Origin of the sequence: Serratia sp. 3ACOL1, assembly GCF_003668775.1 — a bacterium.
GTDB lineage: Bacteria > Pseudomonadota > Gammaproteobacteria > Enterobacterales > Enterobacteriaceae > Chania > Chania fonticola.
The window spans coordinates 1,007,653-1,030,030 of record NZ_CP033055.1 but is presented as its reverse complement, the minus strand read 5'-3'; the positions used below and the strand labels follow the sequence as shown (position 1 = coordinate 1,030,030).

The 22,378-nt window shown below is 53.0% G+C and carries 21 protein-coding genes, 3 tRNA genes and 1 riboswitch; of the genes, 8 read left to right on the top strand and 16 right to left on the bottom strand.

The genetic code is table 11. The features are described from left to right. The first annotated feature begins 1 nt into the window (after position 1). Together D9980_RS04700 and D9980_RS04695 are read left to right on the top strand one after the other, a co-directional pair. Positions 2 to 1,318, top strand: coding sequence for an ATP-binding protein (locus D9980_RS04700; protein WP_121606560.1), 1,317 nt, complete (start codon positions 2 to 4; stop codon positions 1,316 to 1,318). Then, entirely contained in the window at positions 1,315 to 3,513 is a 2,199-nt protein-coding gene (locus D9980_RS04695; protein ID WP_121606559.1) for a DEAD/DEAH box helicase, read from the top strand. The genes D9980_RS04700 and D9980_RS04695 overlap by 4 nt, the downstream gene beginning before the upstream one ends. A 193-nt stretch (positions 3,514 to 3,706) precedes the next feature. On the opposite strand, the gene D9980_RS04690 is transcribed toward D9980_RS04695, so the two are convergent. The 6 genes from D9980_RS04690 to uvrY form a co-directional block, all read right to left on the bottom strand. Further along, positions 3,707 to 3,792 (bottom strand) — tRNA-Leu (locus tag D9980_RS04690). A gap of 10 nt (positions 3,793 to 3,802) precedes the next feature. Then, positions 3,803 to 3,876: transfer RNA gene (locus D9980_RS04685), tRNA-Cys, on the bottom strand. A 55-nt stretch (positions 3,877 to 3,931) separates the two neighbouring features. Then, positions 3,932 to 4,007, bottom strand: a tRNA-Gly gene (locus D9980_RS04680). A 144-nt stretch (positions 4,008 to 4,151) separates the two neighbouring features. Further along, positions 4,152 to 4,700 (bottom strand): CDP-diacylglycerol--glycerol-3-phosphate 3-phosphatidyltransferase, encoded by a 549-nt coding sequence (gene pgsA / locus D9980_RS04675; RefSeq protein WP_021804755.1) that lies wholly within the window; start codon positions 4,698 to 4,700, stop codon positions 4,152 to 4,154. Between the two features lie 56 nt (positions 4,701 to 4,756). Continuing rightward, positions 4,757 to 6,589, bottom strand: a complete 1,833-nt coding sequence (uvrC, locus tag D9980_RS04670; RefSeq protein WP_021178350.1) for an excinuclease ABC subunit UvrC — start codon at positions 6,587 to 6,589, stop codon at positions 4,757 to 4,759. Then, positions 6,582 to 7,238 carry a UvrY/SirA/GacA family response regulator transcription factor gene (gene uvrY, locus D9980_RS04665; protein ID WP_024485703.1) on the bottom strand — a complete coding sequence of 219 codons (657 nt, stop codon included), beginning with the start codon at positions 7,236 to 7,238 and terminating at the stop codon, positions 6,582 to 6,584. The genes uvrC and uvrY overlap by 8 nt, the downstream gene beginning before the upstream one ends. Before the next feature lie 791 nt (positions 7,239 to 8,029). On the opposite strand from uvrY, the gene D9980_RS04660 reads away from it, so the two are divergent. Next, positions 8,030 to 8,254 (top strand): DUF2594 family protein, encoded by a 225-nt coding sequence (locus D9980_RS04660; RefSeq protein WP_021178352.1) that lies wholly within the window; start codon positions 8,030 to 8,032, stop codon positions 8,252 to 8,254. A 374-nt stretch (positions 8,255 to 8,628) separates the two neighbouring features. Here D9980_RS04660 and D9980_RS04655 read toward each other — a convergent pair whose 3' ends face one another. Further along, positions 8,629 to 9,057: a universal stress protein gene (locus D9980_RS04655; protein ID WP_021178353.1), complete on the bottom strand. Its 429-nt coding sequence runs from the start codon at positions 9,055 to 9,057 to the stop codon at positions 8,629 to 8,631. Between the two features lie 630 nt (positions 9,058 to 9,687). Here D9980_RS04655 and cycA point away from each other — a divergent pair. Further along, positions 9,688 to 11,088, top strand: a complete 1,401-nt coding sequence (gene cycA, locus D9980_RS04650; RefSeq protein ID WP_024486730.1) for a D-serine/D-alanine/glycine transporter — start codon at positions 9,688 to 9,690, stop codon at positions 11,086 to 11,088. 66 nt (positions 11,089 to 11,154) lie between these two features. Here the strand turns inward: cycA and D9980_RS04645 are convergent, their stop codons facing one another. Next, on the bottom strand, positions 11,155 to 12,069 hold the full coding sequence (locus tag D9980_RS04645) for a DMT family transporter (protein ID WP_121606558.1): 915 nt from the start codon (positions 12,067 to 12,069) through the stop codon (positions 11,155 to 11,157). A 146-nt stretch (positions 12,070 to 12,215) separates the two neighbouring features. Next, positions 12,216 to 12,389, bottom strand: a complete 174-nt coding sequence (locus D9980_RS26820) for a hypothetical protein (RefSeq protein WP_164721884.1) — start codon at positions 12,387 to 12,389, stop codon at positions 12,216 to 12,218. 389 nt (positions 12,390 to 12,778) lie between these two features. Between D9980_RS26820 and D9980_RS04640 the strand changes: the two genes are divergently transcribed. Continuing rightward, on the top strand, positions 12,779 to 13,093 hold the full coding sequence (locus D9980_RS04640; protein WP_024486732.1) for a hypothetical protein: 315 nt from the start codon (positions 12,779 to 12,781) through the stop codon (positions 13,091 to 13,093). A 114-nt stretch (positions 13,094 to 13,207) separates the two neighbouring features. Here D9980_RS04640 and D9980_RS04635 read toward each other — a convergent pair whose 3' ends face one another. Continuing rightward, positions 13,208 to 13,441: a hypothetical protein gene (locus D9980_RS04635; protein WP_024486733.1), complete on the bottom strand. Its 234-nt coding sequence runs from the start codon at positions 13,439 to 13,441 to the stop codon at positions 13,208 to 13,210. A gap of 503 nt (positions 13,442 to 13,944) precedes the next feature. Here D9980_RS04635 and D9980_RS04630 point away from each other — a divergent pair. Genes D9980_RS04630 through D9980_RS04620 form a run of 3 tightly spaced genes read left to right on the top strand, consistent with a single transcriptional unit; the run spans position 13,945 to position 16,379 of the window. Next, on the top strand, positions 13,945 to 14,355 hold the full coding sequence (locus tag D9980_RS04630) for a GNAT family N-acetyltransferase (protein WP_021178360.1): 411 nt from the start codon (positions 13,945 to 13,947) through the stop codon (positions 14,353 to 14,355). 25 nt (positions 14,356 to 14,380) lie between these two features. Continuing rightward, complete coding sequence (locus tag D9980_RS04625; protein ID WP_121606557.1) at positions 14,381 to 15,070, top strand: PAS and helix-turn-helix domain-containing protein; 690 nt, start codon at positions 14,381 to 14,383, stop codon at positions 15,068 to 15,070. Positions 15,071 to 15,089: 19 nt separating this feature from the next. Further along, positions 15,090 to 16,379 (top strand): cytosine permease, encoded by a 1,290-nt coding sequence (locus D9980_RS04620; protein ID WP_121606556.1) that lies wholly within the window; start codon positions 15,090 to 15,092, stop codon positions 16,377 to 16,379. 92 nt (positions 16,380 to 16,471) lie between these two features. Here the strand turns inward: D9980_RS04620 and cobT are convergent, their stop codons facing one another. The 6 genes from cobT to cbiB are packed head-to-tail and all read right to left on the bottom strand — an operon-like array spanning position 16,472 to position 21,994. Beyond that, positions 16,472 to 17,530 carry a nicotinate-nucleotide--dimethylbenzimidazole phosphoribosyltransferase gene (gene cobT, locus D9980_RS04615; RefSeq protein WP_121606555.1) on the bottom strand — a complete coding sequence of 353 codons (1,059 nt, stop codon included), beginning with the start codon at positions 17,528 to 17,530 and terminating at the stop codon, positions 16,472 to 16,474. A gap of 4 nt (positions 17,531 to 17,534) precedes the next feature. Continuing rightward, on the bottom strand, positions 17,535 to 18,152 hold the full coding sequence (locus tag D9980_RS04610; RefSeq protein ID WP_121608950.1) for an adenosylcobalamin/alpha-ribazole phosphatase: 618 nt from the start codon (positions 18,150 to 18,152) through the stop codon (positions 17,535 to 17,537). A 9-nt stretch (positions 18,153 to 18,161) separates the two neighbouring features. Further along, on the bottom strand, positions 18,162 to 18,908 hold the full coding sequence (cobS, locus tag D9980_RS04605) for an adenosylcobinamide-GDP ribazoletransferase (RefSeq protein WP_121606554.1): 747 nt from the start codon (positions 18,906 to 18,908) through the stop codon (positions 18,162 to 18,164). Continuing rightward, positions 18,905 to 19,450, bottom strand: a complete 546-nt coding sequence (gene cobU / locus D9980_RS04600) for a bifunctional adenosylcobinamide kinase/adenosylcobinamide-phosphate guanylyltransferase (protein ID WP_121606553.1) — start codon at positions 19,448 to 19,450, stop codon at positions 18,905 to 18,907. Before cobU ends, cobS begins: the two co-directional genes overlap by 4 nt. Then, positions 19,447 to 20,988, bottom strand: a complete 1,542-nt coding sequence (locus tag D9980_RS04595) for a cobyric acid synthase (RefSeq protein WP_121606552.1) — start codon at positions 20,986 to 20,988, stop codon at positions 19,447 to 19,449. Before D9980_RS04595 ends, cobU begins: the two co-directional genes overlap by 4 nt. A gap of 49 nt (positions 20,989 to 21,037) precedes the next feature. Continuing rightward, positions 21,038 to 21,994 carry an adenosylcobinamide-phosphate synthase CbiB gene (cbiB, locus tag D9980_RS04590; protein ID WP_121606551.1) on the bottom strand — a complete coding sequence of 319 codons (957 nt, stop codon included), beginning with the start codon at positions 21,992 to 21,994 and terminating at the stop codon, positions 21,038 to 21,040. A 160-nt stretch (positions 21,995 to 22,154) separates the two neighbouring features. Continuing rightward, positions 22,155 to 22,348, bottom strand: a riboswitch (cobalamin riboswitch). Positions 22,349 to 22,378 lie beyond the last annotated feature (30 nt).

Here is a 22,378-nt window from a genome sequence, read left to right as displayed (position 1 = left end):
AATGTCTGGAACACGTATAAGAGTCAAAGAGCGCGATGCAATTATTCAGTCACTGAAGTCAGGTGTAACGCCAAGAATAGGCATTCAGCACATCCAGGTGGGCCGCATGAAAGAGATAACAGCCCTCCATCAGGATATTGAGCGGATCGCGGACGGCGGTGCGAGTTTCAGGTTGATCATCGGTGAATACGGATCAGGTAAAACGTTTTTTCTGAGCGTCGTGCGCTCCATTGCACTGGAGAAAAAGCTGGTAACAGTCAGTGCCGACCTATCCCCCGACAGACGCATTCACTCATCGGGAGGGCAGGCACGTAATCTCTACTCAGAGCTTATGAAAAACATGTCCACCCGAAACAAACCGGATGGCAACGCGTTACTCAGCGTTGTGGAGCGGTTCGTCACGGAGGCGAGAAAAGAAGCTGATGCGGATAGCACTCCAGTCTCATCAATTATTCACAAACGCCTAGCAGCGCTGTCAGACATGGTTGGGGGATATGACTTCGCTAAGGTCATCGATGCGTTCTGGCGCGGACATGAACAGGATAACGAGACGTTAAAATCCAATGCCATTCGTTGGTTGAGGGGCGAGTACACCACTAAAACAGATGCCCGTAACGATCTCGACGTCCGCACCATTATCTCAGACACCTCATTCTATGATGCACTGAAGCTGATGAGCCTGTTTGTCCGTCAGGCAGGCTATGCCGGGTTACTGGTCAGCCTCGACGAGATGGTGAATCTCTATAAGCTTAGCAACACTCAGGCGAGAAAGGCAAACTATGAACAACTCCTGCGGATCCTAAATGACTGTCTACAGGGCTCAGCCGAGAGTATTGGTTTTATTCTCGGAGGCACGCCCGAGTTTCTGTTTGATCCGCGTAAGGGGCTTTACAGCTATGAAGCGCTTCAATCGCGCTTGGCGGAAAACCGTTTTGCACAACGCTCTGGAGTGATTGATTACTCCTCTCCCACACTGCATCTTGCCAGTCTCACCCCGGAGGAATTATATATTTTACTGAAGAACCTTCGTCATATTTATGCAGGCGGAGAGCCCGAGAAATACCTGGTATCGGATGACGCACTCAGCGGTTTTCTGAACCATTGCAGTAAAACCATAGGGGATGCTTATTTCCGTACCCCCAGAAATACCATCAAAGGCTTTCTGGACATGCTGGCCGTGCTGGAACAAAACAACACGATGAACTGGCAGTCGCTTATCTCGGATGTGGCAATTGAAAATGACAACCCCAGCGATATGAGTGACTCTATGGTGCAGGAAGAAGATGATGATGACGACCTGGCCAACTTCAGATTATGAGCAGCGCATACGAAAGCCTTGATCCCCGGGTTCGTAAGTGGGTTTATAAGCAGGGCTGGCCTGATTTAAGGCCTCTACAGGAGAGCGCTATCCCGGCGGTATTAGCCGGTGATCGCGACGTGCTAATCAGCGCAGCCACGGCTGCGGGCAAAACAGAGGCTTTCTTTTTGCCTGCCTGTTCAGCGGTTGCAGATATCACCTGTGGGTTTGGTATTGTGTATATCAGCCCGCTTAAAGCGCTGATTAACGATCAGTATCGCCGTCTTGAGAGTCTCGGAGAAGAGCTGGATATGCCGGTGACTCCCTGGCACGGCGATGTGCCGCAAAGCAAAAAGAAGAAGGCCCGGGCAAACCCGGCGGGCATCCTGCTCATCACGCCAGAGTCACTTGAGTCTTTACTAATAAACTCATCGGGCTGGCTTAAACAGGCATTTTCGCCAGTAGCCTACATTGTTATTGATGAGTTTCACGCATTTATTGGTACCGAACGTGGCATGCAGCTGCTTTCCCTGCTCAACAGAATTGATCATGTGCTGGTGCGTCACGCTAATCCGGTTCCCCGCGTTGCGTTGAGCGCCACTCTAGGAGATCTGGAGAAGGTGCCTGAATTGTTACGCCCGGATAAGCGATTACCCTGCGTAACGGTGACAGACAGTAATAGCGTGACCACACTTCAGGTACAGGTCAAAGGCTACTTGGAGCCGGTAGCCAAGAAAGGAGAAAAGCCCCAGAGCTCAGCGGAAGAACGCGTCTGCACTGACATTTTCAGACTCTGTCGCGGCGACTCCCATTTGGTTTTTGCAAACAGTCGAAAGCGTACTGAGAGCATTGCGGCAACGCTGAGTGACATGTGCGAAGAAAAAGTCGTTCCGAACGAGTTCTTTCCCCATCACGGATCTCTGGCACGGGAGTTACGTGAGACACTTGAAACCCGGTTACAGCGGGGGAATTTACCCACAACAGCTGTCTGTACCATGACACTTGAGCTGGGTATTGATATCGGTAAAGTGCAGTCTGTTATACAGGTTACACCTCCGCATTCCGTCTCCAGCCTGCGTCAGCGCATGGGGCGGTCAGGGAGGCGCGACTCTTCGCCAGTGCTGAGAATGCTCATCACTGAACACGAGCTTTCTCCAACCAGCAGCATCGTGGACCACCTACGGCTGCAACTGGTTCAGTCAATGGCAATGATCAGGTTGATGATCTCTCAGCGATGGTTTGAACCGGCTGATATCCGTCAGATGCATTACTCCACGCTGTTGCACCAGATTCTGGCGATTACCGCGCAATGGGGCGGGGTGAGAGCCGATCAGCTCTGGTCACAACTATGCCAGACAGGCCCGTTCTGTAACGTCGATTTAACTGATTTCAAATGTCTACTCAAGCATATGGGCACATGCGGCCTGCTCACCCAGCTTGCTAGTGGAGAAATGGTTATCGGGGTAGAGGGGGAAAAACTCACTAACCACTACACATTTTATGCCGTGTTCAATACGCCAGAAGAGTTCCGCATTGTTACGGGAAACCGAACCCTTGGCACCGTGCCCGTGGACTCCCCTCTTCTGCCGGAACAACACATTATCTTCGGCGGTCGACGCTGGAGAGTGACAGAAATCGAGGCGGATAAAAAGGTTATCTATGTTGAGACGACCAAAGGCGGCCAGCCGCCAGAGTTCAGTGGTAGGGGCATGTCTGTTCATGATGTTGTTCGCCAGGAGATGCTCGCAATTTATAGGGAAAATGATTACCGCATCGCGGTGGGCAACCAGAGAGTAGACTATGCGGATGCTGCCGCCAGAGGCCTCTTTGCGGAAGGCTGTGACAATTTCCGACATTATAACCTGCAAAATGCCCATTTTATTTCCCACGATCGGCACTGTTACATGCTCCCCTGGATGGGTGATAAAGTCGTCAATACAATTACAGCCTTACTTATGCGTTGCGGCTTTAAAGCCAGTTCTTTTGCCGGTGTTATAGAAACCGGAGATTCAACAGTAGACTCAGTGCGGCACGCGCTTAAAGAAATGCTGCTGTCGGGCTTGCCTTCAGAATCTGAGCTCGCTGCAGATGTTCCGGAAAAGTATCTGGATAAATATGACGAGTATCTGCCTGAGCCCCTGCTTGTAAAGGGATATGGTGCGAAAGCGTATGATGTAGAAGGCACGCGTATTTGGCTGCGGGAAAACCTTCATTAATCTGGTTTATTGAGATACGTGCCGCCCTTATTCATTAAGCACAAAATGATCGGAAAATTGCGGTTGTGCCAGTGGTCGGCGGCCAGAATATGGCGAAATGATATGGCGAAAGGTGATTTTTGGCACAAAAAAACCGCCTCTCGGCGGTACGACATTACTACATATTGCTTTGATTATTCTTAGTTTATTTTCCTGGTACCCGGGGCGGGACTTGAACCCGCACAGCCATAAGCCGAGGGATTTTAAATCCCTTGTGTCTACCGATTTCACCACCCGGGCTCGGGAAAATTGGAGGCGCGTTCCGGAGTCGAACCGGACTAGACGGATTTGCAATCCGCTACATAACCGCTTTGTTAACGCGCCTTAATTCTGTTTGCCTTTGCAGGCTAAAGCTCGTAATCACCAGCTTTACTAAATTTGGAGCGGGAAACGAGACTCGAACTCGCGACCCCGACCTTGGCAAGGTCGTGCTCTACCAACTGAGCTATTCCCGCATTAATCAGAACTTGCTGATTTTTTTAAATCTTTTGGCAACTCACCGCTGCCGTCTGATGCGATGCATTCTACTTATCTGGCGTGGTGAGTCAATAAAATTGTTGTCTCACCGGGTTCGTTTGCCGATTTTTACATCGCTTCGATCAAGGTTCCAGCAAATCGCGGCGTGCCGCGTTCAAATATTGGAACATTGACCAGAAGGTCAGCACGGCGGCGATGTACAGCAAGCCGAACGACAGATACTCCACTGTAGGCTCTGGCCGCCACAACAGGCCAACCAATGACATCATCTGTGCCATGGTTTTCACCTTGCCAATCCACGAAACCGCCACGCTGCTGCGCTTGCCGATTTCCGCCATCCATTCGCGCAACGACGAGATTATGATCTCGCGGGCGATCATGGTTGCCGCTGGCAGAGTGATCCACCAGGTGTGATAATGTTCCGCTACCAGCACCAGGGCCACCGCCACCATCACCTTATCGGCAACCGGATCGAGGAACGCACCAAAGCGGGTTGTCTGCTTCCAGCGACGGGCTAAAAAGCCGTCAAACCAATCGGTTACAGCAGCAAACACGAAAATGACCGCACAGAGCATCGGAGCCCAGACGAACGGCAGATAAAACGCCAGGACGAAGAACGGGATCAAAACTACGCGGAACAGGGTAAGCCAAGTCGGTATATTCAATTGCATAATGCTGGTAACTATCTGGCTGGAGTGGAAATTAAGAGTATGTTGCTACATTGCCCTCAGTGTTTCAATGCATTGTAGATCTTTTCTGCCAATGCTTGTGAAATACCCGGCACTTTTGCAATTTCCTCAACGCTGGCGTTCAATAATGGTTGAAGTCCACCCATATACTTCAACAGCACCTGACGCCGTTTTGGCCCAACGCCGTCGATCAGTTCCAAGGCGCTGGTGTTTTTGACTTTCGCCCGTTTCTGGCGATGGCCGGTGATCGCATGGTTGTGTGAGTCATCACGAATATGCTGGATCACGTGCAGTGCCGGCGAGTCCGAAGGTAGCGAAATCCCCTCCCCCTCAGGGACGAAGAACAACGTCTCCAGCCCGGCCTTGCGATCGCTGCCTTTGGCAATACCGATCAGCAACGGTTTGTGCTTGTCCCAGGTCACGTTCAGCGAATTGAACACGTCAATCGCCATACCCAGTTGCCCTTTGCCGCCATCAATAAAGATGACGTCCGGGATCTTGCTCTCTTCCAGAGCTTTACCATAGCGCCGTTTCAGCACTTGCGCCATCGCGGCATAGTCATCGCCCGGCGTGATACCGGTAATATTGTAGCGCCGATACTCCGAGCGCAATGGACCGTTGCTGTCGAACACCACGCAGGAAGCCACGGTCTGCTCCCCCATCGTGTGGCTGATATCGAAACACTCCATCCGGTTTATTTCAGTCAGGTTCAGCGTTTTCGCCAGTTCCGCCAACCGCTGATGGATAGTCGATTGCTGAGAAAGCTTGGTGACCAGCGCCGTCGAGGCGTTGGTACGCGCCAGCTTCAAGTAGCGGGCTCGGTCGCCACGCGGCTTGCTCTGGATCTGGATCTTGCGGCCAGCCAGTTCGCTTAGCGAGCTAGCCAGCAGATCTTTTTCCGGTAACGTAAAGTCCAGCAGGATCTCGGCTGGCAAAGTGCGCGCCTGGCTGCCTTGTAAATAGAACTGGCCCACAAAGGTTTGCACCACTTCACTCAGTTCTGTACCACCCGGTACTTTCGGGAAGTAGCTGCGGCTGCCTAACACCTTGCCCTGGCGAATAAACAGCACGTGTACGCAGGCCATACCTGCATCGAAAGCCACGCCGATCACGTCCAGATCGTCGCTGTCTCCTGAGACAAACTGCTTTTCTGTCACTCGCCGTACCGCCTGGATCTGATCGCGGATGCGCGCAGCTTCTTCAAAATTGAGCAGTTTGCTGGCGTTTTCCATCCGCGCAATCAACTGGTGCAATACCTGCTGATCCTTACCGGACAAAAACAGGCGCACATAGTCTACTTGCTGGCGGTAATCTTCCTCACTCACCAAACCGGCAACGCATGGCCCCAGACAACGGCCAATCTGATACTGCAGGCAAGGACGGGAGCGATTGCGGTAGACGCTGTTATCGCATTGACGCACGGGGAACAGTTTTTGCAGCAGCGCCAGCGTTTCACGCACGGCGTAAGAATTGGGGAACGGGCCAAAGTATTCACCTTTGGCATGCTTGGCACCACGGTGTACCGTCAGCCGTGGGTGGCTATCGGCACTCAAAAAAATCAGCGGATAGGATTTATCGTCACGCAACAGAACATTATATCGGGGCTGATACAGCTTGATATAATTATGTTCCAGCAGTAGCGCCTCGGTTTCCGTATGAGTAACAGTAACGTCAATTTGCGCGATATTTTTGACCAGTGTTTCCGTCTTGCGGCTACTGACCTGAGTGCGAAAATAGCTCGCGAGACGTTTTTTCAGGTCCTTGGCTTTACCCACATAGATCACCGTCCCCGTCAGATCATACATGCGATAAACGCCAGGCTGACTGGTTACGGTTTTAAGAAATGCCGGTGCATCAAAACGATCATTCACTGCTTAACAATGTCTCCGCGTTGAACAACCCGTGTCTGATCGCCAGATGGGTCAATTCAACATCCCCGCTGATATTCAGCTTGGTGAACATACGATAACGATAACTATTCACTGTTTTAGGGCTGAGATTCAGCTGCTCTGAGATCTCATTCACTTTCTTCCCTTTAGTGATCATCAACATAATTTGTAATTCACGCTCCGACAAGGTGCTGAACGGATTTTCCGCCTGCGGCTCCAACTGGCTTAATGCCATTTGCTGGGCAATGTCCGAAGCGATGTAGCGCTGGCCGGCATGTACCGAACGGATCGCATTAATCACCTCTTGCGGTGCTGCGCCTTTGCTCAGATAGCCAGCCGCACCCGCCTGCATCACCTTGGCAGGCAACGGATTCTCAGTATGAATAGTCAACATGATGACTTTGATATCGGGCGTGTAACGCACAATCTTACGGGTGGCTTCCAGCCCCCCAATACCCGGCATATTCATATCCATCAAAACGATATCGACAGAGTTGCCGCGGCACCATTTTACGGCATCTTCACCGCATTGTGCTTCGCCAACAACTTTAATGCCTTTGATATCTTCAAGAATGCGTCGTATCCCTGCGCGCACCAGTTCGTGGTCATCAACAAGAAGAACGCTAATCAAGGAAAATTCTCCAAAATAAGGGAGTAACGCAATCAATCAGCCTCTGTCATCTAAACAGATATTACTTGGTTTTCAGCAAAGAATGAATACAGATTAATACTTACTCTCGGTTAACTATGGCCGGGTTTGTTGACCCCTGCGCCACCTTTGTTACGATTAAAGCACTGGTTAGCGGATAAAAAACCATCAAGCCTATTAGGCTCAATACATTACCACCATGATACGCCATTTTACGCCTTCTGGCGGGAAAAATAATCGCTGTTTTCACAAAACCAGATAATAACCTCCCTACCAATTATCACCCGTAACTATATGAATTACAAAAAAATAACAAAATTACGCCATTTTTAATCACGTACAAACCGCTATAGGGAAACCCTTATTCAGAATACATAACCGTTGTAGACGGCGAAAAAGGTGACATTTAAAGAGAAAATAACCGACTTAAATGTCAATAGCTTGCAGATGAAATAGTTATTCATCACGTCGAATTAAGCCAGTATTACTTTATAAAATCCACTCGTTCTGAAAGCCCGCAACCGCCGCTAACTATAAATGAGTACGCAAAGGAATTACACCACTAGCGCAAAAAAATGCCCTGCCAACCTGCCCTCACGGGCATCATGCCCTCACCACGCGGCCTCAGCGATACGAACCGCCGATGCTGTGATATACTCCGCGCCCTAAATGAGGCACGGGGTCTGCCTGGGTGAGTCGGCAGCGGGTTGTTGTGCATCAAACCACATTTCACATTTCACTTCAGGCTTATGCCTTAAAATTCAGGAGATAAAATGAGCAACGTTGACTTCACTACGTCTGCAAACCCGCAAGCGCTGGCCACCGAAGTTGCCTGCCTCAAAGCGACTTTGACGTTGATATTAAAGGCAATTGGCCAGGCTGATGCCGGTAAAGTGATCATCAATCTTGAACGTTTTGCCGCTCAGGTAGATGACCCGGATCAGGCTGAAATCTTCAAGAACAGTATTCAGCAGATTAAGCACGCCTACCGCCAATAATCCGTACGCCGTCAGGCCCCCGTTTGGGGTCTGATAACGGCTTGGCGATGTAATTAGAACCCCTCCTTAGCGGTTGAATGATAAGTTTCGTAACAGAATATTTTCTATCACTAACTAAACCAACATACACTCTAGCGCATTAATCATTAGTTGAAAAAACAACAATAGGATTAATCCCATTTAATCATTAATAATATTGTGGGATTTTTATTACCCCATTATTGTTCGTGACGCGAATAAATAGCTCTACAGATTAGGAATTAACTCACCTTTCGCGCAGTATCTGCACAAGCATGCTGGCAAGCACCGTTTTCTTTGGGGGAGGTGATTGGCCCGCAAGGTGCGGGCCGGGTTTGATGAAGACTAACTACTGATTATCGGACTACCATCACCGAGATCTTGGCGTGGCGGACAATAGCGGCCGCATTCGAGCCGAGCAGGTAGGTTTTGACACTAGGACGGCGAGAGCCAATCACGATCAGATCTGCTGAGATTTCTTCAGCAAGTTGTAGCACCTCGTCACGCGGCGAACCGAAGCTGATGGTATAAGAAAGACGCTCCAACGGCAGATCGATCCCCGCCATGAGCTTCTTCAACCCCTCCACCGCCTTCACTTCAGCCTGATTTTCAAACTCTTTGATGCCAAACGAATAGGCGGTCACAAATGCCGAAGCATCCGGCAAGGCATGGAAGAAATGCACCTTGGCTCCAGACATTTTGGCCAGATACTCCACGTGTTCGAGCGCATGTTCAGTCAATACGTCTTCTGCAAGATCTACCGGTACTAAAATGGTCTTGTACATATTCAATCCCCTCTCTGTATTACCGTGATGAACACAGCTTACCGCTGGCCAATGGGAGCTTGTACCTATTTATGATGCTTTTGTGATCAGCAGGTGTAGCTGGTGGCTTCTCGACCTTTTGGCCACCATTACTCAACCAATGATTTATACTTTTGTGATTTGAACCGCAAAACCAACCAAATGTACGCTCCACGCCCGGCGATCCTCTGCCAAGCCGCGCCAGCTGCAGCAATAAACTGATTAGAACTCAACTGCTCCCCGCGCAAAACCCGCTATTAATGCCCCTCAAGCACAGACAGACATCAGGATTAGTTTAATCGCCTTTTAGCATTAGTTTTTCTCATGCGATTTTTATAAGCCCCTGTTTAATCAATGAGATAACCACTGCTGGCACTGTTCATTTGCCGCGGTAAAGAGTAATCTTCCGCCCCCTAGACGTCCGATTTGCCTCCCCTGAGTAAAGAATAATCGGCTTTTATCTCACCTTATTATGTTGTAAATATGTTGCACAAAGGTGGTGATATTGAGTTACCTTAACTTTTGTCGGAAAAACCGGCTAATACAGATAAAAAAGAGCCACTTCAGAGCTCGCCATTCCACTCATGACAGGTAAAAACAGGACAGCATACGATGGTAGATCATTCTAAAATAGCAGTGGACGCCACGCCCGGATCAGAAGATCACCTAAGGCGAAACCTCTCAAACCGACATATCCAGCTGATCGCTATCGGCGGTGCCATTGGTACAGGTTTGTTTATGGGTTCCGGTAAGACCATCAGCCTGGCCGGGCCTTCCATCATCTTCGTGTACATGATCATCGGCTTTATGCTGTTCTTCGTGATGCGCGCGATGGGCGAACTGCTGCTCTCCAATCTGCAGTACAAATCTTTTAGCGACTTTGCCGCCGATCTGCTCGGCCCCTGGGCAGGGTTCTTCACCGGTTGGACTTACTGGTTCTGTTGGGTGGTGACAGGCATTGCCGACGTGGTGGCCATTACCGCCTACGCGCAGTTTTGGTTCCCCGATCTCTCCCAATGGATCGCCTCTTTACTGTGCGTCTTGCTGCTGCTCAGCCTGAACCTGGCAACGGTGAAAATGTTCGGTGAGATGGAGTTCTGGTTTGCGATGATCAAAATCGTCGCGATAGTGGGCCTGATCATCGCCGGTCTAGTCATGGTGGCGATGCACTTCGAATCCCCAACCGGCAGCGTAGCCTCCTTCTCCCACTTATGGAATGATGGCGGCATGTTCCCTAAAGGCATTAGCGGCTTCTTTGCCGGCTTCCAGATTGCGGTGTTTGCCTTTGTGGGTATCGAGCTGGTGGGAACCACCGCGGCCGAAACCAAAGATCCGGAAAAAGTGCTGCCACGGGCCATCAACTCCATCCCTATCCGCATCATCATGTTCTACGTCTTCGCGCTGATCGTGATCATGTCGGTAACGCCTTGGAATTCGGTGGTGGCCGATAAGAGCCCGTTCGTCGAGCTGTTCGTGCTGATTGGTCTGCCAGCCGCAGCCAGCGTGATCAACTTCGTGGTATTGACCTCTGCCGCCTCTTCCGCCAACAGCGGCGTGTTCTCCACCAGCCGTATGCTGTTCGGCCTGGCACAGGAAGGCGATGCGCCTAAATCCTTTGCCAACCTGTCCAAACGTGCGGTACCGGCAAACGGCCTGACCTTCTCTTGTATCTGCCTGCTGGGCGGCGTGGTGCTGATCTATCTGATCCCGAACGTCATGACCGTATTCACGCTGGTCACCACCGTGTCGGCCATTCTGTTCATGTTCGTCTGGACCATCATTCTGTGCTCGTATCTGGTCTACCGTAAGCAGCGCCCGGCACTGCACCAGAAATCGATCTACAAGATGCCTGCCGGTAAGTTGATGTGCTGGGTATGCATGGCGTTCTTCGCATTCGTGCTGGTGCTGCTGACGCTGCGCGAGGACACACGCCAGGCGCTGGTCGTCACGCCACTGTGGTTTATCATTCTGGGGATCGGTTATCAGTTTGTACGCCGTAAAAAGGCGGCCTAACCTTAGTTATTGCAACGCCGCGTTCTCACGCGGCGTTTTTACAGGTGCAGCATGCAGCGCCCGCCCCTATGTCAACTCTACCGGCTTTGGTTTACGCCGAATACGCAACTCACTAACAATCACCCCCAGCACAATCAACCCTGCGCCAATCAGCGCCAACCCAGGCAAACGCTCACCGGCGATACGGCCGACTATCCCTGCCCATACCGGTTCACCGGCATAAATAACCGTGGCACGGGTAGGTGAAACGCTGCGTTGTGCCCAGTTCATCGTCAGTTGGATCACCGCACTGGCGATCCCCAGCCCTACCGCGCTGTAAAGCAGATAGTTGGAAAACGCCGGAACCGACTCTCCGGTGGGAGCCATCATCAAAAACGATAACAACGACGCAGTAGCCAACTGCACAATGGTCACCCGCCGCACATTGACCTTGCCCGCAAAAGCACCGATTAAAATCACCTCGATGGCGATCGCCAACGCACTGACCAACGTCAGGAATTCACCGCCGCTGAATGCCAGGCTGGAACTGCTTGGCCCGCTCAACAGCATCAGCCCGACGAAGGCCAGCAGAATGCCAATCCAGGACATGATCCCCGGCATACGCCCAAGGACCAGCCACTGCAATAACGGCACAATCGGCACGTACATGGCAGTAATAAAGGCCGACTGGCTGCTGGTGATGGTTTGCAGCCCCATGGTTTGCAGGCCATAGCCGAACATGATCGAGGTGCCGATAAACACTCCGGCCTTGATTTCGTACCAGGTCATCCCGCGTAGCGAACGCAGAGAGAACAGCACCAGCGCCAACGTCGCGGTGCCAAAACGTAGCCCGACAAAAAAGAATGGCCCACTGACCAGCATCGCCTGATGCACGGCCAAAAAAGTGCCGCCCCAGAGCATGGTGATAAAGACCAGTACGGCTTCCTGGGGTTTGATCTTCAGAAACAGCGTGGGAGTAGAGTTTTTCTTGGCCGTTGACACTGACTTGCCCTTCCTGCTGGGTGCACTAAAATACACAATTTCTGCCAGTATGGGGAAAAGGCTAGCAATCGGCAATATCGTGCCGGATTGGCAGCAGCAATCGCCGCCCGGTGCCGAGGGTTGACAACCAATCCTCCTGGACCTTTTTACTCTTCTTGGGCCGGGACTTCCGGCAGCGTTTCCAACGGCGGCTGTATCCCCTCAGAGATGTAATCTACGGCAGCCAGGGAGCGCTCGTTGCCCATAGCGTCTTCCACCACCACATGTTTGATAGCGCCATCAGAAAGTATCACTCGCTTAATGCCACGTTCGGGTTCCATATCTCCTCCCGGTGTAAATGTCTGCCCCTCAAGTTTAGCCTGCGCAGCGCTTGTCGGGTTGCGGTCTAAGCGTTTATCTGAATACCCTTCGCAATTTTTATCATATCCTCCCGGTTATCCGAGCTCCGTGCGGCAATGCACTTTGTATGGTCAGCGAAAAATCATCACTGGCAGTTATACATATAAGGCTAGCCATCAATCATCCCTATCTTGTTTGCGGAACCCGAGCAGGGTTAAAATGCCGACCAGCCTACCGCTCACCCGTTGAACGTCCGGTCGATTCAAGCTGTGTCCGCCTGTCCGCCAACCAAAGCCAGGCGTTCTATTTTTTGCGTACTGCAAAGGGAAATAAGTCAGTGTCTAAAGATTTTGATGAACTAATAAGAGACATGGATCTTATTATTGAAAATGTAGACAGTTTCAAGGCTATGGCCCCACGCATGCCGCCACCGGCGGTAGAAGCGCCGCCAACAGCCCACTCCTACGATTCATTCTGCGAAAACATTGCGCTGAAAGTGGTATTGAAGGTTCTGCTGTCATCGGTAGACAAGATCGTCAAGGTGCAAATCGCCAACCGGGTTGAGCAAGAGATCACTCAGATCGAGCAACAGGTCGTCATGGCTGGCGGTGGCCCGGTTGCGCCCGAAGACCTGGCACAGATGACCCACTACGTGCGCCGTACCGTTCACGATTTGCTCAATTGAGTTCCGCCAGAAAAGCGGTTGTGCGTTGGGGATGGATTGTTTCAGCCCGGATAGCATGGCTTGGCGAATATCAGCATTCAGGGAAAGGTTGAATAATCATCGGGTTTCCCCGAATCAAGCGTACTCCAGGCGTTTCGGCTGCAAGCCGGGCGTTTGGGGTTTCGTCACCTTGACGGCTTTCGCCGGATCGCCTGCCACAAACTCCAGGGTGGGCGAATAGTAAAAAGGCAACCATGCCTCGAAATTCTCTTCCCACTCCCATTTGACCGGGCATGGCCACAGAATATCTTCGTGCAGAATGTAATAGATCCACCTCCCATGAGGGCGGCGTGGCTTAAGTGTTTTCATAATGCCATCAATATTTTCTCACCTGTTGCAAGCTGGCCGCGAAATGGGCCACTCGGCCATAATACCTCAGTGGAGCCACTTGAAGCGAGGAGCACCACGAAACGCGGTGCTTAACAGGTAATTATACGATAATGGCACGGATTTTGCGGCAAAGTAGCGGAGTTTAATCCGCTACTTTGCGCAATGCATTACTACGAAGTGATGGTAAATCTTACTACATGTTCAGTGAGGAATAGTGCGGTTGGCAAGTTAGCTTGCTCTTGTCACTACCCTCTGCCCTAAAGGGCGTATCCCTGGTGAAGCACAATATTTTTCTATTCGGTATACTCTTGAGAAAGGTCAATTATTCCCTTCTCTTGCCAACAACATACCCATTTTTTGCCACCAGGAAAACAGGTGAAAAACACCCTTGTAATCATTGTCAATAAATGTTAACAAAAGCTAATCAATACAGACACCTTAATGAACATTTGAATTATTAGCATGAAAAGGAAAGATTGGCCATGAAGATTAACGTAACGGACACTCCAAATCCGCAGGACGAAGAGTTCGTGATTGACAGCCTCTGGGCGCACAACCATCAGTATGATGCGGTAGACATTCATCCGTTATTCCTGACCGTCACCGACGATCGCGGGCAGATTGTGGCAGGGCTGGTTGCCAGAACCTGGTGGGGTGGATTAGAAGTCCAGTACCTGTGGGTGGGTGACGAGTATCGCAAAAAAGGCTACGGCCGTGACCTGATGCTGCGGGCAGAACAGGAAGCCGTCAAGCGCGGTTGCCATATGGCCTATGTCGATACCTTCAGTTTTCAGGCGCAGGCGTTTTACGAAAAACTGGGGTACCAACCGTATGGCAACTTAGCGGGCTATGCGCACCGCCATACTCGCATTTATTTAGCGAAAAACATCTGATAGCGCTGAAGTATGAGGGGTTCAAATGGATTCATTTTGGCAGAGCAATGAATTATATTTAAAAGGTCTCATCACCATGATGGAACATTTAAATGAGCCTTGGGGCATTAAAGATTTATCTTCACGCCATATTTATATGAATAAGGCGGCCTATCTTTATACCAATACACCTCTCAATTTCGATATTACGGGCAAGCTTGATGCCGAATTCCCTGCCGATTGGGCAGAGTTCGCCCCCGACTTGCAAGAACACGACAGGAAAACCGAAGGAACGCGGGATCGCGTAGCCGTCATCGAGACGCACTTCTGGTACGGTAGCGACAGCCTGGTCCCCTTTATCAGCGAAAAACTGCCTATTTATAATGACAAGGAAGAGCTGGTTGGCACCATGTGGAACGCCCGTCCGCTGGACAGTTTTTCACCGCTAAAATATATCAACCAGCAAAAACCCAGCATATTAACTACCGAAGTCAGCATCCGGATTTTTACCCAGTCGGAGCTGGACATCATATTTTTGATGCTGCAACGCTACACCAACAAAGAGATTGCCAGGTTATATGACGTCAGCAATAAAACCATAGAAAATAGAATCTACAACATCTACCAAAAAGCCGATGTGCATACGCTCCAGCAGTTCGAGGAGTATTGCAAACTGGTGAATTTGGACAGCTACATTCCAGTACGCCTGATTGAAAAAGGCATCCAATTTATTTAAACGTTAACGAGAGATTATCGTGATTAAAATTGAAGACTACCCACTGAGCCGGGTACCGCAGGATAAGAGGGTCTCCTTCCTCAGCGTCGCCATCGTGCATATGGGTATGCTAACGGCCTTGGACCAGTTTATGTTGGGTGCCGTGCTGGGTAACTCAATGACCCTGACCGATGCCTTTATCGCCATCTCGATTGGCAGCCTGATCTTTGGGGTCGTGACGTTCGGGCTGGGTTTGGCCGGGATGAGAGAAGGTATCTCCGGCAGCCTGCTGGCTCGCTGGTGTGGCTTTGGCCGCATAGGCTCGGTGCTTATCGGCTTGGTAGTGGCCGTCAGCCTGTTGGGCTGGTTTGGCATTCAGAACGCCATCTTTGCCAAATCGCTTAACTTCGCCTTGGGCGATCGCCTGGGCTTCCCGCTGTCAGCCTCACTCTCCGGCCTGTTTTTGACGGTGCTGGTCGCTTTTGGTTTTAAAGCGCTGCGCATCACTGCACGTATCGCAGTGCCGCTGTTTATCCTGCTGGTGTTCTTTATTTCCTATAACGTCCTCTCTGGGCAGAAACTGCATGAGGCCATTCTGCTGGCACCGATGGGGGACCCGTTAACCATCAGCGCAGGCATCACCATCGTGGTCGGCGGCGCCATTGTCGCCAGCCTGATGACCCCTGACCTGACCCGTTACTCCAAAAACAAACGCCACGTGTTTGGTATTACTCTGCTGACCATTATTGCCGGTGAATTCGTGGTTAACGGTCTGGCGATTTTTATTGCCAAAACCCTCGGCACCGCAGACGTGGTGACGATCATGGCCCAGAGTGCGGGCGGTATCGGTTTGCTGGTGGTCGTGTTCTCCACCCTGCGCGTTAACGATCTGAACCTCTATTCGTCGTCCTTGGGCGTGGTGAATGCGGTTGAAGGAATTACCGGTAAGAAGCTGAAATACACCGCGACCACGGTGATTATCGGTCTTTTGGGCACGCTGCTTTCGGTTCTTGGGATCCTGGACCGGTTTGTGGATTTCCTGACCGTGTTGGGCGTGGTATTCCCACCGATCCTCGGCGTCATGCTGGTGGACTATTTCCTGCTGCGCAGCCACCGCGATGCTCTGGACGCCAGCCGCCAGCTTGGCCAACTGCCGCAAGAAACGCCGCTCATCGGCTGGGCAGCGATTATCGCCAGCATCGTCGGCAGCGTAATCGGCCTGGTGACGGAATGGGGTGTGCCAACCATTAACTCACTGCTGGCAGCCAGCGTGATTTACTGGCTGTTTAAACGCCTGTTTGGCCGTGCAACCAACCTGCAAACTGCTTAATTTGTCGAATTAACAGGGTCGAGCATATGTTCGACCCTAGCTAAGCGGGCGGCGCCCCTACAAGGTGAAATCTTGGTGGTGGTATCAGCCGTTCAGGTCGCGTTACCGGGAATAACGATATTACTGTCCGCCAACGATCCCATCTGATTAAACATCACGCAGGCCGCATCCACGATATGCATGGCAATGGCGGCACCGCTGCCCTCCCCCAGCCGCATATCCAGATGCAGATAAGGTGCCAATTGCAGGTGCTCAAGAGCCGCAGCCGCGCCCTTCTCCGCAGAGAAATGGGACGGCAGCAGATAATCCCGAGCCTGAGGCGCAATGCCGCAGACCGCCAGCGCAGAGGCATAAGAGAGAAAACCATCGAGGATCACCGGCAGACCGGCCGCAGCAGCCCCCAGCATCACGCCAGCCATTCCCACCAGATCGTATCCACCCAGCTTCGCCAACACGTCCAACGCGTCTTGGGCATCCGGCTGATTTACCTCAATCGCCCGACGCACCACGTCCACCTTGTGGTGCAAACGATCGCTGGGGAAATTGGCCCCAATGCCGACCACTTCCTGCGGTTCGCGGCCGGTAAAGACGCTAACTAACGCAGCGGCTGGCGTAGTATTAGCCATCCCCAACTCACCAACGCCAAACAACTTCACCCCAAGCGCCGCCTGTTCCAACGTCAATTGAGCCGTGGCCAACAGCAACTCCTCCGCCTGCTGGCGCGTCATTGCCGCACCACGCGCAATGTTGCCGCTGCCGCGCCCAACTTTCATGTCGATCAGGCCCGGCAAGGGTTCGCTGTCGATGCCAACATCCACCAGCTTCACCTCGGCACCGGCATTGGCCGCCAATACGCAAACGCCGGTATTGCCTTTCACCATATTCAGCGCCTGGATCACCGTCACTTCACGCGGTGACACCGCCACCCCTTCAGCATAAACGCCGTGATCGGCCATCATGACGATTATTTGCTTGCGGCTGGCGGCCATCTCGCTAAAACCGCGCATCCCGGCCAACTGAGTTGCCAACTGTTCCAGGCGGCCAAGGCTGCCCGGTGGCTTAAGCAGGCCATCAATCTTTGCCGCTGCCTGTTGCATGGCGGCCGCGTCCAACGGCTTAATCAGGTCGATTAACGATGACAATGTTTGCATAACTTTATTCTCTGCTTGCAGGCTGCCAATGAGCCTGGCTGTTAAATACTTTTAGCGTGACAAACCCCTGGTTGAGTTCCACCACGCTGTAGGCTCCCTGGGTAAACGGGAAATGCCACATCCCGGTGGGGGGCAACTTTAGTAACCCAGCCAGCAGCAGGCTCAGAGAACCTTGGTGCGCCACCAGCAGACGATCGCCATCGCCCTGTTCGTTCAGCAGACGCTGGGCCTGCTGGCTAATCCTCTGTGAAAACAGTGGAAAGGACTCCCCCGCTGGCGGGCAGGCTAGCTGCCAATCTGCCACCCAGTCGGCCCAGGCAGCACTATCCTGCTGCTGTAAATCCTGGTGATGGCACATTTCCCAGTCGCCAAAATTCATTTCGTTAAAGCCGCCGTCGGGTTGGATCACCAGTTCCCTTTGCCCGAGCACGATCTCGGCGGTATGTTGGGCGCGTCTTAACTCACTGCTGATCGCCTGGGTAAAAGGCACCTCGGCCAGCCATTGTGCGATCTGCCTGGCCTGCTGCTCACCTTGTTCGGTCAACGGCAAGTCGGTCATGCCGCAAAATACGCCCTGCCGATTCGCCGCCGTTTGCCCGTGTCGTACCAAAAATAGCCGCATAACGCCCACTCACAGCAGTGCCAGTAAGAAGATCAGCTCGGCAATTTCTATCGCCGCTCCCAGGGTGTCACCGGTTTGCCCGCCCAGACGGCGGTGCAGATAGGTACGCAGTAACATCACAGCGATCAGCGCACAACCAAGCGCAAACAGCCCCTGCCCATGCCCTAACAAGGCGACCAAAGCGGCCCCCAGCGCCAGAGTGAACAGCGTTTGTCCGCCGCTAATCTTGCCAATGTAAAGGTTCCCCAGCCCGTTACCCTCACGGGCATAGGGCTGGCGATACATCATCAATACCACCAGGCTCCGGCAGGCTACTCCTGCTGCCGCCAACGTGGCCAACATCGGTACCCCGCGCAGTGCCAGTTCACTGATCACCAACACTTTGGCCACAACGATAAAGATCAGCGCCAACCCACCATTGGTACCTAGGCGACTGTCGCGCATGATCTCCAGCATTTTTTCCCGAGTACGAGCCGAAAATACGCCGTCACAGGTATCGGCCAATCCGTCGAGGTGGAAGGCACCGGTAACCAGAGCCAACGCCAGCACGTATCCCAACGCCGCCAGCGGTACCCCACACCAGGGAGCCAACAGGGTAAAGACGGCGCCACCGATTGCACCGACGATCAGGCCAATCAAGGGGAAACCGACGATGCCACGCTGGTAATTATCCATCGCTAACCCCTGCGTCCAACTGGCGGGCAACGGGATACGCGTCATCAATTGCAGGGTGGCCCAAAACAGTCGCAAACTCATTTGATCTTGACCTCAATACCAGAAATTACCAATAGCACCGACTCAGCGGCGGCGGCCAAACGCTGGTTAACACGCCCGGCAATATCACGGAAGTGCCGTGCCAGACGGTTTTCCGGCACGATGCCCATCCCCAGTTCATTGGTGACCAGATAAATCGCCGCTGGGCTGCGGACGCAGGCGGCCAGCAGATCATCGATCTGCCGTTGGATTGCCGTTTCAACCACGGCAAAGTCGATGCTTTCCACCGGCATCTCCCCGGTCAGGTCAAACATCAGGTTGGCGATCAGCGTGGTAATACACTCCAGGATCACCGCATCTCCCGCCCCCGCCTGTTGGTCGATCACGCTGGCCAGTTGCTGGCTGCCCTCCCAGGTACGCCAATGCGCAGGCCGGGCCTGGCGATGCAGCTTGACCCGTTCAGCCATTTCCTCATCGGTGACCACCGACGTGGCGATATACAACACCCGGTCACTGACACCGCTCGCTAACCTTTCGGCCAGCGAACTTTTGCCGCTGCGTGCTCCACCGGTGATCAGGATCATTGGGCCCCCGTTTGCTGGTGCTCGGTCATCAAGCGGTAAATTTTATCCATATCAATATGTTCCCGCATCTTATCGGCCAAGAGATCGAACTGTTGCTGCTTATAATCGGCATAATCGAAAGCCGGGCCGTCGTAAACCGGCAGCCCTTTACGCTGGCGCAATTGGTTTAGCAGCGCGCGGCAAAAAGGTGCGCTGTCGAATAAGCCATGAATATAGCTGCCCAGTACGTTACCGGCGGGGTTAACTGCCCCGTCAAAGGCGCTGTCCGGTTGGCCGTTACGTAGGGAAAGACGGGAGAAGGGCATAGCCTCTGATCCAAGCTGGGTGGTGCCCATATGGATTTCATAACCAACGACGTCCTGATCGCCACAGCCAGACCAGAGGCCGGGCAACCCAGGCTCACATTGCGCTGTCACCTGCGTTGTGACTTTTTGCGGTGCGAAGCGGGTGGTGACATCCAGCAATCCCAAACCCACCATCTGCTCCACTCCGGATTCCACGCCATCAATAATGTGCTTACCGAGCATCTGGTAGCCGCCACAAATACCCACGATCTGCACTCCGGCCCGGTGCTGATCCTGTAACGCCGCCGCCAACCCGCTGTGCTGTAGCCACTGCAAATCCCCTAGGGTATTTTTGCTACCCGGCAGGATAATCAGATCGGCACCGGCCAGCGCCGCCGGGTGCGAAACATAGCGCAACCCTACGTCGGGCTGGGCCGCCAAGGCATTAAAATCGGTAAAGTTGGACATATAGGGCAGCTGTACCACCGCGATGTCCAGCTCATGGCTGCTGCCTGTCGGGGCATATTTGCCATTTTGCAACGCCACACCATCCTCATCTTCCAGATCGATATTCAACCAGGGCATCACGCCCAGCACCGGCACACCAGTCAGGGCTTCGATCTGCTCCAAGCCCGAATAGAGCAAGGCAATATCACCACGGAATTTATTGATGATTACCCCTTTCACCCGGGCTTTCTCTTCTGGTTCCAACAGGGCCAGCGTGCCGTAAATAGCGGCAAATACCCCGCCACGATCGATATCCGCCACCAACAGCACTGGCGCATCGGCGATCGCCGCCATGCCCATATTGACGATGTCGCGATCGCGCAGGTTGATTTCCGCCGGGCTACCTGCCCCCTCCAGCACCATGATGTCGTAGCCGCTGGCCAGGCTGTGATACACCTCGCTGATTTGTTGCTGCAACTGCGGCTTGTACTCGTGATAGCTGACCGCGTCCATATTGCAGGCCACTTTGCCCATCAGCACCACCTGCGCCTGGCAATCGCTGGTCGGTTTCAGCAGTACCGGGTTCATCCGCACATCGGGTGCGATACCGGCGGCTTCGGCCTGAAAGATCTGCGCCCGGCCCATCTCTTCGCCACGGGCGGTAATGCCGGAGTTGAGCGCCATATTCTGCGATTTGAACGGCGCACAGCGATAGCCATCCTGCATGAATATCCGGCACAGCCCGGCCACCAGTAGGCTTTTACCCACATCGGATGCGGTTCCCTGCACCATCACACACCGTTTCATCAATTATTCTCCACGTCGCGCTGGCTGAGCCGCGCAAACCATTATTATTTCAAGCGCCAAGCCATAGCAGGCGCAACGCTGCAAACAGCAGCAGAGCCAACAGCGAGGCCGTCATCATCAGACGAGTGCTGCGTGGAATATCCGCCAGCTCGATCTCCCGCCGAGCCTCACCGATCCACGGCTTTTCGACCCGTTGACCAAAGTAATTGTTAGGACCGCCAAGCCGAACTCCCAGCGCTCCAGCCACGGTGGCTTCCGACCAGGCGCAGTTAGGGCTGGTGTGCTGATAGCGATCGCGCCAGCCAATGCGTAACGCCTGGCGATAGTCCAACCCGTTCAGCCGGGCCGCACAGCTCAGCAGTAGCCAGCTAAGCCGGGCCGGTAACCCGTTGGCGAAGTCATCCATCCGCGCCGACACATAGCCGATAGCGCGGTATTTCGGCGTTTTATAGCCCACCATTGAATCAAGAGTGTTAACCGCTTTATACGCCATCGCCAACGGTGCTCCACCTATCAGCAAAAAGAACAGCGGCGCAATTACGCCATCCACGCTGTTTTCTGCCACCGTCTCCACCACCGCCCGGGTGATTTGCGGCTCTTCCAGTTGTGAGGTATCCCGCCCGACAATCCACGACAGCTTGTGGCGGCTCTCCTCAAGATCGGCACTTTGCAGTGCCCGGTAAACCTCCATGGCCGCCTGCTCCAGGCAGCGCCCGGCGAGCAGGGTATAAATCAGCCAGACTTCCGCCAGCCAGCCTAACCACGGGTGGATATACTGCATCAGCGTCAAAAATCCCCAACTGACCAGCCAGACCGACCCAACGACGCCCAGCCACAGCAGCCCGCCGCCAAGTTTTAGCGCTCTCTCGCTATGGCAAGTCCGGAGGATCGCGCGTTGCAGCACCGTGATCAGGTTACCGATCCAGCGCACCGGATGCGGCCAGTGCGGCGGGTCACCTAACAGGCTGTCGAGCAGAAAGGCCGCGAACCAGGCTAGCAGCGTCATGACACGCACCTTGTAGCCGCGATTGAGAAAGCCTGATGGTGGGTTAATGGCATAAAAAAATCCCGACCTCTCGGGCGGGATTTGGGTGTCAACAGGATACGACCAGGCGGTGCAACATAGCTGCACGTATCTTATGACAACCCCCTTCCCACCGAAGGTGTTGAATGTGTGACCAACTGACCGGTCTTCTGGCTTAGCGTCATCCTCATCCACTCCCTTCCCAATCCTCAGATCAGTGGCGCAGTGGACTCGTCGGCATCACAGCAGCGGGGGCTGCGGGGGAGTTAAACCCCCTTCCCAACCACAACCTGTCATCGTTCAGGGTGTGGGTTATCCAGTTGGCAATAATACGGTTAATCACAACGTATGGGTTCAATGAACTCC

Bases quoted from the DNA above. Each gene is read 5' to 3' on its own strand.
- D9980_RS04700 (WP_121606560.1), top strand. From the start codon at position 2: ATGTCTGGAACACGTATAAGAGTCAAAGAGCGCGATGCAATTATTCAG.
- D9980_RS04695 (WP_121606559.1), top strand. From the start codon at position 1,315: ATGAGCAGCGCATACGAAAGCCTTGATCCCCGGGTTCGTAAGTGGGTT.
- pgsA (WP_021804755.1), bottom strand. From the start codon at position 4,700: ATGCAATTGAATATACCGACTTGGCTTACCCTGTTCCGCGTAGTTTTG.
- D9980_RS04660 (WP_021178352.1), top strand. From the start codon at position 8,030: ATGAGCAACGTTGACTTCACTACGTCTGCAAACCCGCAAGCGCTGGCC.
- D9980_RS04655 (WP_021178353.1), bottom strand. From the start codon at position 9,057: ATGTACAAGACCATTTTAGTACCGGTAGATCTTGCAGAAGACGTATTG.
- cycA (WP_024486730.1), top strand. From the start codon at position 9,688: ATGGTAGATCATTCTAAAATAGCAGTGGACGCCACGCCCGGATCAGAA.
- D9980_RS26820 (WP_164721884.1), bottom strand. From the start codon at position 12,389: ATGGAACCCGAACGTGGCATTAAGCGAGTGATACTTTCTGATGGCGCT.
- D9980_RS04640 (WP_024486732.1), top strand. From the start codon at position 12,779: ATGGATCTTATTATTGAAAATGTAGACAGTTTCAAGGCTATGGCCCCA.
- D9980_RS04635 (WP_024486733.1), bottom strand. From the start codon at position 13,441: ATGAAAACACTTAAGCCACGCCGCCCTCATGGGAGGTGGATCTATTAC.
- D9980_RS04630 (WP_021178360.1), top strand. From the start codon at position 13,945: ATGAAGATTAACGTAACGGACACTCCAAATCCGCAGGACGAAGAGTTC.
- D9980_RS04625 (WP_121606557.1), top strand. From the start codon at position 14,381: ATGGATTCATTTTGGCAGAGCAATGAATTATATTTAAAAGGTCTCATC.
- cobT (WP_121606555.1), bottom strand. From the start codon at position 17,530: ATGCAAACATTGTCATCGTTAATCGACCTGATTAAGCCGTTGGACGCG.
- D9980_RS04610 (WP_121608950.1), bottom strand. From the start codon at position 18,152: ATGCGGCTATTTTTGGTACGACACGGGCAAACGGCGGCGAATCGGCAG.
- cobS (WP_121606554.1), bottom strand. From the start codon at position 18,908: ATGAGTTTGCGACTGTTTTGGGCCACCCTGCAATTGATGACGCGTATC.
- cobU (WP_121606553.1), bottom strand. From the start codon at position 19,450: ATGATCCTGATCACCGGTGGAGCACGCAGCGGCAAAAGTTCGCTGGCC.
- D9980_RS04595 (WP_121606552.1), bottom strand. From the start codon at position 20,988: ATGAAACGGTGTGTGATGGTGCAGGGAACCGCATCCGATGTGGGTAAA.
- cbiB (WP_121606551.1), bottom strand. From the start codon at position 21,994: ATGACGCTGCTAGCCTGGTTCGCGGCCTTTCTGCTCGACAGCCTGTTA.